Source organism: Candidatus Poriferisocius sp., assembly GCF_965204015.1.
In the GTDB taxonomy this organism is placed as follows: Bacteria; Actinomycetota; Acidimicrobiia; order Acidimicrobiales; family Bin134; genus Poriferisocius.
Map to the genome: position 1 here is coordinate 2,566,922 of NZ_OZ241965.1, position 13,862 is coordinate 2,580,783.

Consider the following 13,862-nt stretch of genomic DNA (forward strand, 5'->3'; position numbering starts at 1 on the left):
GGCCCGAGTGGCCACCAACTCCACGCTCAGATCATGCCATCCGAGGGGGCGGGGCAATACCGTCAGGCCGTGGGACTTCGGCGGTCGCAGCTTGTGGTGGTGTGGCTGATCGGTGCGGCGGTGATCCTGCCCAACGCCTCCATTGCGCCAGCCATCCCCGAAATCGCCGACGCATTCGGAATCTCCGACCAGACTTCGGTGTTCATTTTGATGACCGCCCACGCCCCCGGTTTGTTCATGGCCTCAGTGATCGGGGTGGCCGCCGACCGCTACGGGCGCCGCCGCATCATCGTGCCCTGTTTGCTGCTCTTCGGGTTGGCCGGTCTGGTCATCATGGCGTCGACCAACCTGGCCATGCTGCTGACCTTCCGGTTCATCCAGGGGCTGGGCTCATCGGGTTTCCTGAGCCTGGCACTGGTCATCATCGGGGACAACTACGAAGGAGTAGAGCGCACCCGGATCATCGGCCAGAACGCCTTGGCCATGAACTTGAGCGTGGCCGCGCTGCCCGCGGCCGGCGGCCTGCTCACCGAGCTGTTCGGCTGGCGGGGACCGTTCGCCATGCACGCCGCCACCATCGTGCTGGCCCTGTTTGCGGCCACCCTGCTGCCTCCTGACGAGCGGCGCACCCCTGAGCCGTTGCGCCACCAGCTCCTCCAAGCTCGCCCCCATCTGATGCGGCCCGAAGTGGGTGTGCTGCTGCTGGTGGCCCCGTTCACGTTCCTCATCTTCTTCGCCGTCGGGATCACCACTATGCCCATCCACCTCGACAATGAATTCGGCGCTTCGGCTGCGATTCGGGGACTGATCCAGTCGTTGCCCGCAGTGTCGGCGGGACTGGTGGCGCTCAGCATGGGCCGCATCGCCGGCCGCTACTCCACATCGGCCATCGTGCGGGCCGGTTACGTCGGATTCGTCATCTGCCTGACGGGGATGGCGGCGTCGCCCTCCCTGGCGGTGATCATCGCCCCGGTGCTCGTGCTCGGTGCTGCCGATCAGATGGTGGTGGTCCCCCTGCAAAGCCGTGCGGCCTCGTTGGCTCCCAATGAGCACCGGGCCGTGATGGTGGCCGCCTGGGGCACCGCCATCCGCATCGGCCAAGTCGGCGGCCCCGCCGCTGTGGCCGGCCTCCTAGCCATAGGCGACACCCGCCTCGTCCTATGGACCGGCGCCGCCCTCTCCGCCGCCCTCCTCATCCTCGTAACCACAGTCAGGAAACTCGTAGACCGCGACCCCTGGTTCAGGTCAGAGCCTCACTGAGTGAGTAGTGGTTTTGGTTGTCACCGTCGTCGATATGCTCTAAGTGGAAGTGCTCCAGATGTCACAATCTGGGCAAACGCTTAGGAGGTCCCCATGTCGAGTTTGACAGTCCCTCGTGAGGACATCGTTGAGATGTTGAGGAGGAACGCCGACGCGACCGGGTTGGGATTGCGCGGCTTCTACGAGCTCGGCAAAGAAGACCGCCTCGACCATCCTCTCCTGCGGGATCTGTGGCTCATCTGGGGTGATGTTCTGACCGAAGAAGACCTCCCACCCGCAGCGTGAGCGATCTTCTCGAGACAGAATCCAACACCTTCGCCGCCAACCTCACCGATCTTGTCCAGGGATGTGTCGTTGACGCGCCCAGATTTGCAGTCGTCAACGCAAGCAACGACAAGCAGCGTCGGATAGGGCCAGAGCCATTCGAACCCGGCGATGGTTCAGGGGCGGGTTTCGGCTTTGTCTCGCTGGTACGCAAATGCGATGAAGCCGAGCAACCGCGGCTCATGCTCAAAATCGAGTTCCGTGTTTCGCTGGACAGCCAAGCGGAGCATCTTGCTGTCCAGCAGTCCACTTTCGGATTGTGGGTGCGGCCCGATCCCCAGCGCGGACCGCGGCCTGTCTTTCGCATTGAGTATGACCGGGAAGCCACCTCCAAACCGTTGGCCCACATTCATCTGCACGCTGAGTCTGTGGAGCTCGGATGGATCTACGGCACAGCGGGTCTTCCCTTGCCACGGATGCAGGAGATCCATTTTCCGGTAGGTGGTCGACGCTTTCGTCCGACTGTGGAGGAGTTTCTCGGATTTCTGAATCGCGAGAAGCTCTTTACCGATTGGCGGCCGGGATGGAACGCGATCCTCAATAGCTCGCTAGATGCCTGGAACAAGCGACAAGCTCAGGCCACTGTCCGCAACAACCCCGAAGCCGCCATCGAACAGCTCGAGAGGATGGGCTACCAAGTAGTTGCAGCCTGAGCGGTCCAACTAAATGGCGCCAGCGGCGGTGTGCAAGGCGCCTACCACTCTGACAAGAAAGTCATAACCAGCAGCGAGGTCAGCGGGCATGGAGAAATGGACCCGGAGATCAGTGGCGCCAGCATCACCAAATCAGCGGACCCGCCGCCGCCAGCCTGCTAGCCGTGGGCAGCATCCGCATCGGCCAAATCAGCGGACCCGCCGCCGCCAGCCTGCTAGCCGTGGGCAGCATCCGCATCGGCCATGTCGGTGGTCCCGCCACCGCCGGCCTCGTGGCCGTGGGCGACACCCGCCTCGTCCTCTGGACCGGCGCCGCCCTCCTCGTCCTCGTCACCACAGTCAGCAAGCTCATCGACCGCGACCCTTGGTTCAGGATGATGTTTCGAACTCCATCGGTAGCGGGTGGGTACGCTGAAGGCAGATTATGTCATAGCCACATGATTAGCTATAAATGGGTGAAGCGCATCGCAAGGGCAACTCTTGCAAAGCGATTTGTCAAGGAATAATGGAAATATGGGCGATCACAATTCAGATGAAAATGAGTATTCCCTACAGATTTCACCTAGGACGATAGACAAATTAGGGGTGAAATTATACGATAAGGCATCGGCGGCTGTAGCAGAACTCATTGCAAACAGCTACGACGCTGATGCGACAGAAGTCGTCATAAGGATACCAACAGGAACCAAACTTGACCGGTCACGGGATGACGGAACTGACTGGACAATAGAGATCAAAGATAATGGTCACGGGATGACGCCAAGTGAAGCTAAAGCGGAATACCTAGTGGTAGGCCGGGATCGTCGCATTGACAACCCTAATGGTGGCAGATCTAGGTTGGGTAGACAAGTTATGGGTCGGAAAGGAATCGGAAAGTTAGCTCCATTTGGAATATGTAGGCAAATTGAATTAATTTCGGCTGGAGGGGAACGTACCGACAAAGGCTTCTTGGTTACTCATTTCGAAATGGACTATGACACTATCATCAGTACGCAATCTGGCGATGTGCCCCTAAGAACTGGTGAATTTGACGGTACATTTTTAGAAGATTCCGGTACAACTGTAATATTGAAGGGGTTCCGGTCCAAGATAGTGCCCACACGCGAAGTCTTTTATCGTCAGTTGGGAAGAAGATTTAGGAATACAGCTGGATTCGACATATTTGTGGAGGACATTCGCCATAGCGAAGGTGATCTAGATCTATTACCACCATTTGAAATTGAAATAAACGAAAATACTCGAATTGATTTTGCGGGAATGAGCATCCAAGTCAATGGCGGAACGCTTCCCATTGCGGGCTGGATAGCTAAGGCCAAGGAATCATACAAAAACGAGGAAGATCCTGGCGTACGTATTTATGCAAGAAACAAGATCGTAGAAACCACACGTGATTTTGGGCAACACGCAGGCTTTACAGGAGAAATCGTTGTAAGGTCGTATCTTGTTGGAGAGATATACGCTGACTGGTTGGATGATGACGATGGTGAGGATCTAATAAAAACAGATCGTCAGGGAATCATTTGGGATTCAGAATACGGCACAGCCCTGAGTGAATTTGGACAAGAGAAGGTCAGGGAACTTGCAAAGATGGTAGTTGCAGAGCGCCGTAAGGATGCTCGCTTATCATTTATTGATGTATCTCAAATTGAACGAAGAGCACGAGATAAGTACAGAGAAGAATCAATCATTAAGGCAGCTCTCGATATTGCTGGGAGTATTGGCAGCGTAGCTTCGGAGGATGAGATAAGACTCGGGTTGTTCGTGGACGAGATGGCCGAATTCATACTCTATATGGCTCCACATAAAGCACTGTTGGATGCATTTCGAGAATTTGCTAGGGCTTCAAATGTGGAAGGAGGTGACAAATTCGAAGAGCTTGAATCCCTGTTTGTGAAGGCAAGAGTTGCGGAGCTTGCTTCGTATGCGCAGATTATACATGAACGTGTTGAGGTGATTGAAAACTTGCGTGCAGTTCTCAAAGAAGCGCGAGATACTAGGGTATATGAGTCTCGGCTCCAAAAGATGGTTGCAGATGCACCCTGGTTAATCCAACCTGATTGGACACTTTTGACTGCTAATCAACCACTGAAGAGTTTCGAAAAGAGTTTTGTGGAGGAGGTAGAAGAAAGGTTGGTAGCACGATTTCCGGAAGACGTTGAACTGAGACGTCCAGACTTCATAATGATTCAAGTTGGAGGACGCCTTAGTTGCATTGAAATAAAGGCTCCAAAGCACCGCTTGAACAACGAAGACTTCGAGCGGTTGTATTGCTATGTACAAACCTTCAGGGACTTTCAAGAAGAGAATATTGATTTGATTTCGAGTTGGCATGGTTGTACTTTTGTCGTTGTAGCCGATGATGTTAACATTACGGATGAGTTTAAATTGGCCACGTATGATAGTCTGACTTCAGATGAAACTGTGGTACAATACTCTTGGGATCAGGTTCTTAGGAAAACAGAGATAGCACATGAGAGTTTCTTGAATGTTAGAGATTCAACTCGCAAGCAACTTCAAGCTGAAGAATCTGAAAGGACGCTTGAACCATGAATGATTTAGATGCAGTGAGTCTCTTTTCCAATTGTGGTGCTGGTGATAAGGGCTTTGCCCAGGCAGGTTTCACTTTCAGGGTCATGGCGGAGGTTGATGAACGTCGATTGGGAGTAGCTGCATTAAATCATGATAAAGCAGTTTGTGTGTCTGGAGATCTGCGCAACACCTGGCCAGAGGTCGTAAAGTCCTATCGGGTGGGTCAAAGCAAGGGAAGAGTGACACTTCTGTCGGCTTGTCCACCTTGTCAGGGAATGAGCTCGGCGAGAGGACATCGAGGCCAAGAGAGCGATGCGCGTGCTGGTAGTCGAGACCACAGGAATCTGCTAGTAGAAGTTATTGCTCAAGTAGCAAAGGAATTGGAACCGAGACTACTAGTGGTCGAGAACGTCCCGGCCTTCTTGTCACGCTTGGTGTTAGATCCAAGAGACAGACAACCTATTTCCGCAGCGGCACTCTTGGTGGATATTCTGAGGAAGGAATATCAGGTGTATCCGTTCCTGGCCGACCTGGCAGATTTTGGTGTTCCGCAACGTCGGGTACGAGCATTTTTGACGTTTGTCAGGCGGAATGATCTGATGTTGGAGCATCTGGAGGCTTCAGAGGCTGTGCCCTATCCGAGCCTGCAAGGACTTCCTGGTGGTGGTCCCATTCGGAGAACATTGGGCGATGCTCTAGCGGAGTTGAGGGCGCTACCCCTTGATGCCAAAAGCCAGAGTGATGCAAGAGATGAACAAGAACCCATGCATTCGGTTCCAGTGTGGGGTGATGATCATCGGTACCGTATGGTTGCGGCTATTCCGTCGGGTTCGGGGCGTCGTGCATGGCAAAACTCTTGCTGTGATAGGTGTGGCGAAGTGGAGGTTGGTTCAGACGATGCCATGTGTCCAGAGTGCGAGGGTCCGTTGTTAAGGCCTGTAGTCCGCGAGAGGGACGGTTCCTACAGGCTTGTGAAGGGGTTTCGAAATTCTAGCTATTCCCGAATGTCGCCCAATGTACCTGCCGCCACAATCACGACTGCCAGTGGGCATGTAGGTTCTGATTTGACTGTTCACCCATTTGAAAACCGAGTATTGAGCCCACTGGAGTGCGCATATCTTCAGACCTTTCCGGCTGACTTTCAGTGGGGAGATGCTCTTCAGAAGTGGGGCACGACACATGTGCGAGCCATGATCGGAGAAGCTGTTCCCCCACGGTTCACTGAACTTCATGGTCAAGCGCTAGTTGATCTCCTTGCCGGTCATGTTGAGAAATTGGCCAAATCGAATGACCCAATGGTCGGTAAGGCTTGGGAGCGCCTTAACCGTCACCTGTCTGTTGAAGGAGAAATTGTCTAGTCTTGCTATCCGAGCTGCCTTTTAGGTAGGGGTTGGGCGTAGCGAACGGGCATTCTGAATGGGATCAAGGGATCTCTGAACTGACGAAGTATTGCAGAGCCGTCTATTGTCTGCGCATGCTTACGTTGCCCCAGCTTGAGAGGCATTTGTTTGCGGCGGCGGACATCTTGCGGGGGAAGATGGATGCGTCGGAGTTCAAGGAGTACATCTTCGGGGCTCTGTTTCTGAAACGGGCGAGCGATGTGTTCGAGCAGGAGCGGCAGCGCCTTGTTGAGAGGGAACTCGATCGGGGGCGCACCGAGGAAGAGGCGGAGAGGCGGGCGGACGACGCGGATTTCTACCAAGATGCGTTTTTCGTGCCGAAGATCGCTCGGTGGGAGTACTTGCGGGACGAGCTGCATCATCAGGTGGGTGATGGGTTGAACAAGGCCCTGGCTGCCCTGGAGGAGGAGAACCAGGCGCTGGAGGGGGTGTTGCAGCACATCGATTTCAATCGGCGGGTGGGTAATACGACGGTGTCGGACAAGAAGTGGCGTGATCTGATCGACCACTTCTCGAAGTACCGGCTTCGCAACGAGGACTTCGAGTTCCCCGATTTGTTGGGTGCGGCCTACGAGTATCTGATCCGGGACTTTGCTGACTCAGCCGGAAAGAAGGGTGGCGAGTTCTACACGCCCCGGCCTGTGGTGCAGCTGATGGTGCGTCTGGTCGATCCCCAGGAGGGGATGTCGGTGTACGACCCTTGCTCGGGGTCGGGCGGCATGTTGATCTACGCCCGCGACCATGTGGCAGACAACGGCGGTAACCCTGACAACCTCGAACTCGCTGGCCAGGAGAACAACGGCACTACATGGTCGATCTCGAAGATGAACATGCTTCTGCACGGAATCCGGGATGCTGACCTACGCAACAACGACACCTTGACCACCCCCGAGCACACCAAGGGCGGGGAACTGAAGCGGTTTGACTGCGTGATCACCAATCCGCCGTTCAGCCAGAACTATGACAAGGACTCCCTGACGCACGCTGAACGGTTCCGCTACGGGTACACGCCGGAGGGTGGCAAGAAGGCCGACCTCATGTTCTTGCAGCACATGCTGGCCGTACTCAAAGTCGATGGTGTAGTCGCCACCGTCATGCCTCATGGTGTGTTGTTCCGGGGTGGGGTCGAGGGCGAAATCCGCAGGAAGATCATCGAGGATGACTTGCTCGACACGGTCATCGGCCTAGGTCCAAACCTGTTCTATGGCACCGGCATACCTGCCGCCATCTTGATCTTGCGGGCTAAGGGCTCGAAGCCACAGGAGCGGCTGGGCAAAGTGTTGTTCATCAATGCCGATCGCGAATTTGGTGAGGGCCGGGCCCAGAACTACTTGCGGCCACAAGATGAAGAGAAGATCGCCGTCACTTATCAGGACTTCGTTGATGTTGACGGGTTCGCCAAGGTCGTCACCATCGACGAACTGGCCGACAACGACTTCAACTGCAACATCCGCCGTTACGCCGACAACGCACCTCCGCAAGAACCGCAAGACGTTCGAGCTCATCTGCACGGCGGTGTGCCGATGGCCGAGATCGATTCAGCGAAGGATCTGCTGCAACGCGCTGGTTTGGATGCCGAGATTCTCTTTGCCGACAGAGGTGACGGTTATGCCGATTGGTGCCACAACATCACCTCCGACCAGGGGAGAGACGCTGCCCACAGCGCAATCAGGTACGCCGTCTCGCAGAAGGCAGCCGCTGGTCCTTGGCCTCAGTGGTGGTCCGATGTCGTTGAGCCAAGACTCCTGGCCTTGCATGTCGCCGACGACCTTGCTGCTCTGCGTCGCCAATTTGTGGACAGTTTCACGGTCTGTATTGGGTCTGCTGGACTGGACCGTTTTGAGGCTGCGGGGATGGTTGCCACATGGTGGCAGGAGAGCATCAACGAGCTTCAGACGGCAGCCAATCGAGGGTGGAGGGCAGCGATCGAAGCTTGGCTCACTACGGCTGAAGCTAGCCAGTACGAAAAGAGCGCCCCTGACCTGGCCGATCAGACAGCCATCAAACTCCTAGCCGGGAGCCAACTCGCCGTAAGGGCTGACCTCGTACTGGAGCATGCTCGCCTCGTTGTCGAGATCAATGCTGCCGAAGCTTCGGAAGATGACGATGAATCAACCGATTATGTGGCCAGCCCGTCTGAGATCAAGGAATTGAAGGCTGAACGCACCAGGGTCAAAAGAGCGCTCAAGTCTGTCGATGATGCATTACTCACAGCAGCTCATGAAACTCTTGGAGCCCTGAGTATGGATGATGCTCCGGCCTCAGCCGTCGGAGTGCTACGCAGCCGGATTGAGAATCTCTTGGCCGACCATTTTGTCTCCATTGAGCAGAGCACCATTGTCTGGTTTGACAATCTTGTCAGCAAGTACGGCACGACCCTCAGAGAACTCGAAGCCCACCGAGACGAAGCCGCAGCCCGTCTTGAAGAGCGCCTCAAGGTCCTGGGATATGCGTGATCTCTTAGTAGAAGAAGTCGTCGCACAGCGAAAAGGCTCGATCAAAATCGGACCATTTGGAAGCGCCCTGCCTCGTTCGGCAATGGTTCGAGACGGTGTCAAGGTTTATGGGCAAGAGAATCTGATCTCAAGGGATTGGAGCATTGGTGATCGTCGTATCACACCAGAAACATTCGAAATGCTCCGTTCTTGTGAGCTCAATCCAGGTGATGTTGTGATCGGAATGATGGGTTCGCTTGGTCATTGCGAAGTCTTTCCGTCAGGTGCCGAACCTGGCATCATGGATTCACATTTACTCCGTATCCAGACAGATCGTGGGCTTCTAATCCCAGAATATCTCCGACTTCTTCTACTATCTGGAGAGACAATCCAGCAGATTGATCGTCTAAGTCATGGCTCCATCATGGCTGGCTTAAGTTCACGAGTTGTTCGGACGCTGCGTGTATTGGTACCACCGGTGGAAGAACAGCTGCGGATTGCAGAGGCTCTGAACACTATCGACGAAACTATTCATAGCACCAAAAATCTTATTTGCAAGTTGGAATTGCAAGAAAGAGGCATGAAGCAATCACTAATCGGGAGTCATCAGGGTGTTGACGATATTTGGAAGGAAATAAGGGTAGGTGAATTGGGCAGAATAGTTACTGGGACAACACCCCCCACCTCTGATGACCGATATTGGGATGGCGAAGTTCCATTTGTTACGCCTGGAGATATTGATACAGCTGGCAACGTTGTGGCAACTAATCGAACAGTCACTCAGTTTGGTGCGAGTCTCGGTAAGATAGTCCCAGCTGGATCAATTGCCGTGGTTTGTATCGGCTCTACCGTTGGTAAAATGGGTTGGATTACCCAGTCTTCCGTGACAAATCAACAGATCAATTGTATAGTTCCATCAGGTCAATATCTCAGTGAGTTCATATACTATATTTTAGAACTTGTTCGCCCTAATATTGAAGCTGAAGCAGGAAGGCAGGCAATTCCAATTGTCAATGCTAATTTGCTAAGTATGCTACCAGTATTTGTTTGTCCATTGGATATTCAAAAGGAGATCATCATTAACATTACTCCCATAAGAGATCGGATTCGACAAGAACGACAGATGCTCAGCAAGTATGTCAATCTGCGATCTGGTCTTGCTACTGACCTGCTATCGGGGCGGGTTCGGATGGTGGCTGCGTGACCTCTGGTCCTGAGTGGGTAAGGGTCGAGGGGCCTTTGCTTGAACATCTGAGGTTGCTGGGGTGGGAGACGCTGATTTGGAAGGAGCGTCAGGAGGCTGATGCTGTTGGCAGGGTCTCCGATCGGGATGTGTTGTTGGAACAGCGGTTGGGGTCGGCCCTGCGGCGGATCAATGTTGGACAAGGCGGGGAGCCGTGGCTCGACCAGGGGCGGGTCAAGTCGGCGATAGCGGAGTTGCGGGCAGTGTCTGCGGGGGTGGGGCTGTTGGAAGCGAACCAGCGGTCAACAGAACTCTTGTTGGGTGGGTTTGCAGTTCCGGGATTGGATGGGGGACGAGAGCAGATTGTTGACTACATCTGCTGGGACGACTGGTTGGCCAACGACTTTTTGGCAATATCGCAGTTTCCGGTGGCGACTCCTGGGAAGAGGCCGAATATCCGGCCGGATGTGACGTTGTTTGTGAACGGCATCCCGCTGGTGGTGATCGAGGCAAAGCCGCCGGGTTCCGAGAGCGGGATCACAGATGCCATTGATCAACTGCGTCGTTATGCCAACCAGCGAGAAGTAGAGGGTGCAGAGGGCGCAGAGCCGCTGTTTTGGACAAATCAGTTCACGGTGGCTACTACGGGGGAACGGGCTGAGGCGGGGACGTTCTCCGCTCTGCCTGAGCACTACCTGGCTTGGAAAGACCCGTATCCCTCGTCGAGGGAAGAGGTCGCAGAGTCTCTGGGCATGCTTGTTGAGGCGGTCACCCAGCAGGAGGTGCTGACGGCCGGGGTGTTGGCGCCAGAGCGGTTGCTCGACATCGTGAGGCACTTCACCTTGTTCATGGACACCGGCTCGGGTCGCACAATCAAACTGGTGTGCCGCTACCAGCAGTACCGGGGAGTGCAGAAAGCGTTGCAGAGGCTGCTGACCGGCAACACCCGGGGTGAGGACGGCCACGTTGATCGGCGGGGTGGGATCATCTGGCATACCCAGGGGTCGGGTAAGAGCCTGACCATGGTGTTCTTGATTCGGGCGATGCGCAGCCATCCTGAGCTTCGGAAGTTCAAGATCGTTCTGGTCACCGACCGCACCGACTTAGAGGTGCAGTTGCGCGACACAGCGGCCTTGACCGGCGAAACGGTGAAGATCGCTCGCAGCGCGGCCGAAGTGCGGGAACTGCTGAGGCAGCCAGGTCCGGCTGTGGTGATGGCGATGATCCAGAAGTATCGCGACACCGATGGCGGGAACGGCGATGGGCTAACGGATGAGGAGACCTTTGGGATTCTGAATGAGTCGGAGTCGATTCTCGTGATGGTGGATGAGGCCCACCGCTCACAGGCGTCGACGCTGCACGCCAACTTGATGAACGCGGTGCCGAATGCGGCTCGGATCGGCTTCACCGGCACGCCGATCATCATGGGCAAGCGCAAGAAGACGCTCGAGATCTTCGGCGACTACATCGATCGATACACGCTGGCACAGTCGGAGGCCGATAAGTCCACGGTGCCGATCTTCTACGAGGGACGCACCACCGACGCGGCGGTCAGCGGGGCGTCGAGGATGGACGAGGTGTTCTTCCGCTGGTTCCGCGATCTCACCGAGCATCAGCGCGAGATCCTTCAGAAGAAGTACGTCACTACCGCACAAGTGCTTGAGGCACCTGAGCTAATTGCGGCGAAGGCCAAGGACATTTTGCGCCATTACATCGCGACGGTGATGCCCGACCGGTTCAAGGGCATGATCGTGGCCACCAGCCGGGAGGCTTGTCTGCGGTACTACGACGCATTGAACTCGGCACGAGATGAGTTGGTCGTCGAGCTAGAAGGGCGCGGAGGCGAACTGCTGGACGGCTCTAGTGAGGTGATCGATCCTGACGAGTCGTTTCTGCGGGACGCTGCGGGGCAGATCGACTTGATCCGTGCCCTTGAATTCGCTCCGGTCATATCTGGGGATCACAACGACCCGCCGCACTACGCCGAGTGGACCGACAAGCAGCGCCAACAGGCACATATCAACAGCTTCAAGCTTCCGCTAGGAGCTGGAGCTGAGGGCTACAGCCCGTTGGGGCTGTTGATCGTGAAGTCGATGCTGCTCACCGGGTTCGATGCACCTTGGGCCCAAGCCCTCTACCTCGACCGGATGATCCAAGAGGCCGAGCTGCTTCAAGCCGTGGCCCGAGTCAACCGGACCGCTCCGAAGAAGTCCCATGGGTTGGTGGTGGATTACTACGGAGTGTCCTCACAGCTCACCCAGGCCCTTGCCGTCTATGCCGGCGACGACGGGGAGATTGATCCCGATGTCGAGGGTGCGCTGCGGCCATTGACCGCCGAGATCGAGAAGTTGGAACCGCAACGTCAGCGGGTTCGCCAGCTCTTTGTTCAGCGGGGAGTGGAGCCGGCTGCAACCGAAGAGGCTCTGGAGGCATGCGTTTGGTTGCTGAGAGACGAGCGGCTTCGGGCCGAGTTCGACGTGGCGCTGCGAATATTCCTTAGCACGTTTGACATCGTGCTGCCTCGACCCGAGGCACTGCCCTATGTGGACGATGTCAATCTGTTTGGCGAGATCCAGATCCGCACTCGGCGTCGCTATCGGGACACGCCTGAAGGTGACTTCGACCCGCTCAAGTACAAGGAGAAGGTCCGTCGGCTGATCGATGAGCACATCACGGTGCTCGACCTGACCCAGAAGATTGCTCCAGCGAGAATCACCGACCCTGACTTTCGGATTCGTCTCAAAGGGGTCAGCGCGGATCGGGCCAAGGCGTCGGAGATGGAGCACGCGGTGCGCCACCACATCCGAGAGCACATCGACGAGGATCCCGCCTATTACGGAAAGCTCTCGAAACGGGTTGACGAGATTCTCGAGAGGCTTGAGGACCGATGGGATCAGATCGCCCTGGAGTTTGAAGAGCTGATTGCCCAGATCAACGCCGGGCGCAGCGACGAGGACAACACAGGGCTCAATCCCAACACCGAACTTCCCTTCCACGGTCTCATGGCCGACAAGGTGGCCAGCTCTAATCCTGATGCCGCTGACCTTCTCATCGAGCTCACCCACAACCTGGTTTCAGATGTCAGCAGGACCATTGGCACCGTGCGCTTTTGGGACAATCCCACTAAGCAAGACGAGCTCCGCAAGAGCATCAAGCGCAATCTCGACCAGAGCGACCTGTTCGACTACAAGAGCCTCGATGAGCTAGCCGTCGACCTGGTCGATCTGGCCAAAGCCAACCAGCACCGGCTCTCATGACTGCTACGGCTTTGGCTTCCATCCACGAGCTACCGGAGCTGGTTGTCGGGGATCTCGCTCTGGTGGTCGCACCGGCCAGTGAGCGGTCCACCATTGAGATCACCGTTGAACGCGACGCCACCCTGGTTCTCAAGGCTCCCCACGACACTTCTGTGGAGCGGGCCACCCAGTTCGTGAACGACAAACGCCAATGGGTGTACCGCAAGCTCGCTGAGAAGGACGCTCTCACCGGCCCGCCGATCACCAAGCAGTTCGTGGAAGGGGAGGGATTCGCCTACCTCGGTCGCAGCTACCGGCTCACGTTCACCGAGGGGGTTTCAGATGTACGCCTCGAACGGGGGCGCTTCCAGATGAACCCGTCTCAGGCCAGCGAGGGCGCTGCTGCGATGCGCCGCTGGTACACCACCACCGGCCCGCATTGGCTCCAAAAGAGAATCCGCCCCTGGGTCAAGCGGATGGGTCAGGACGACGTCAGCGTCGCTGTACGTGACCTCGGCTACCGCTGGGGCTCAGCCCGTCCTACTGACGGCCCCCAAAGCACCAACGTCCACTGGGCCGCTCTCCAACTCCCACCCAGCCTCATCGACTACATCCTCGTCCACGAACTCGCCCACCTCCACGAAGCCAACCACACTCCCGAGTTCTGGTCCATCGTTGCCCGCGTCATGCCCGCCTACGAAACCCACAAGACAGTTCTAGGCACCTTCGGCAAGAACATCTGGCTCGGCTCCGTTGACGAGCAGTAGACAGAACGGCTGCTCAGGAAAGGGAGAAAGGCGTAACCCCGGCCGTTTGCCGAAGCAGGGACGGTTCCGGGGTCT

10 protein-coding genes are annotated in these 13,862 nt (G+C 56.2%); all 10 read left to right on the forward strand.

The genetic code is table 11. The features are described 5' to 3' along the window. Positions 1 to 69 precede the first annotated feature (69 nt). Positions 70 to 1,260, forward strand: a complete 1,191-nt coding sequence (locus ACOGJC_RS11585; RefSeq protein WP_419845150.1) for an MFS transporter — start codon at positions 70 to 72, stop codon at positions 1,258 to 1,260. 93 nt (positions 1,261 to 1,353) lie between these two features. Continuing rightward, complete coding sequence (locus tag ACOGJC_RS11590; protein WP_419845151.1) at positions 1,354 to 1,545, forward strand: hypothetical protein; 192 nt, start codon at positions 1,354 to 1,356, stop codon at positions 1,543 to 1,545. Continuing rightward, positions 1,542 to 2,237 (forward strand): hypothetical protein, encoded by a 696-nt coding sequence (locus tag ACOGJC_RS11595; RefSeq protein ID WP_419845152.1) that lies wholly within the window; start codon positions 1,542 to 1,544, stop codon positions 2,235 to 2,237. The genes ACOGJC_RS11590 and ACOGJC_RS11595 overlap by 4 nt, the downstream gene beginning before the upstream one ends. 164 nt (positions 2,238 to 2,401) lie before the next feature. Next, positions 2,402 to 2,743 (forward strand): hypothetical protein, encoded by a 342-nt coding sequence (locus tag ACOGJC_RS11600; RefSeq protein WP_419845153.1) that lies wholly within the window; start codon positions 2,402 to 2,404, stop codon positions 2,741 to 2,743. A 7-nt stretch (positions 2,744 to 2,750) separates the two neighbouring features. Further along, positions 2,751 to 4,787 carry an ATP-binding protein gene (locus ACOGJC_RS11605; RefSeq protein ID WP_419845154.1) on the forward strand — a complete coding sequence of 679 codons (2,037 nt, stop codon included), beginning with the start codon at positions 2,751 to 2,753 and terminating at the stop codon, positions 4,785 to 4,787. Beyond that, the gene (locus tag ACOGJC_RS11610) at positions 4,784 to 6,124 is read left to right on the forward strand and encodes a DNA cytosine methyltransferase (protein ID WP_419845155.1); all 1,341 of its coding nucleotides are present in this window, start codon (positions 4,784 to 4,786) and stop codon (positions 6,122 to 6,124) included. The genes ACOGJC_RS11605 and ACOGJC_RS11610 overlap by 4 nt, the downstream gene beginning before the upstream one ends. A 116-nt stretch (positions 6,125 to 6,240) precedes the next feature. Then, positions 6,241 to 8,622: an N-6 DNA methylase gene (locus ACOGJC_RS11615; protein WP_419845156.1), complete on the forward strand. Its 2,382-nt coding sequence runs from the start codon at positions 6,241 to 6,243 to the stop codon at positions 8,620 to 8,622. Then, positions 8,615 to 9,805 carry a restriction endonuclease subunit S gene (locus tag ACOGJC_RS11620; RefSeq protein WP_419845157.1) on the forward strand — a complete coding sequence of 397 codons (1,191 nt, stop codon included), beginning with the start codon at positions 8,615 to 8,617 and terminating at the stop codon, positions 9,803 to 9,805. Before ACOGJC_RS11615 ends, ACOGJC_RS11620 begins: the two co-directional genes overlap by 8 nt. Beyond that, positions 9,802 to 13,041 (forward strand): type I restriction endonuclease subunit R, encoded by a 3,240-nt coding sequence (locus ACOGJC_RS11625; RefSeq protein WP_419845158.1) that lies wholly within the window; start codon positions 9,802 to 9,804, stop codon positions 13,039 to 13,041. Before ACOGJC_RS11620 ends, ACOGJC_RS11625 begins: the two co-directional genes overlap by 4 nt. Further along, complete coding sequence (locus ACOGJC_RS11630) at positions 13,038 to 13,787, forward strand: M48 family metallopeptidase (protein WP_419845159.1); 750 nt, start codon at positions 13,038 to 13,040, stop codon at positions 13,785 to 13,787. Before ACOGJC_RS11625 ends, ACOGJC_RS11630 begins: the two co-directional genes overlap by 4 nt. The last annotated feature ends 75 nt before the right edge of the window (positions 13,788 to 13,862 follow it).

What these genes read in the sequence shown, in the direction of transcription:
- ACOGJC_RS11610 (WP_419845155.1), top strand. Translation starts at nt 4,784, where the DNA reads ATGAATGATTTAGATGCAGTGAGTCTCTTTTCCAATTGTGGTGCTGGT.
- ACOGJC_RS11615 (WP_419845156.1), top strand. Translation starts at nt 6,241, where the DNA reads ATGCTTACGTTGCCCCAGCTTGAGAGGCATTTGTTTGCGGCGGCGGAC.
- ACOGJC_RS11620 (WP_419845157.1), top strand. Translation starts at nt 8,615, where the DNA reads ATGCGTGATCTCTTAGTAGAAGAAGTCGTCGCACAGCGAAAAGGCTCG.
- ACOGJC_RS11590 (WP_419845151.1), top strand. Translation starts at nt 1,354, where the DNA reads ATGTCGAGTTTGACAGTCCCTCGTGAGGACATCGTTGAGATGTTGAGG.
- ACOGJC_RS11630 (WP_419845159.1), top strand. Translation starts at nt 13,038, where the DNA reads ATGACTGCTACGGCTTTGGCTTCCATCCACGAGCTACCGGAGCTGGTT.
- ACOGJC_RS11605 (WP_419845154.1), top strand. Translation starts at nt 2,751, where the DNA reads ATGGGCGATCACAATTCAGATGAAAATGAGTATTCCCTACAGATTTCA.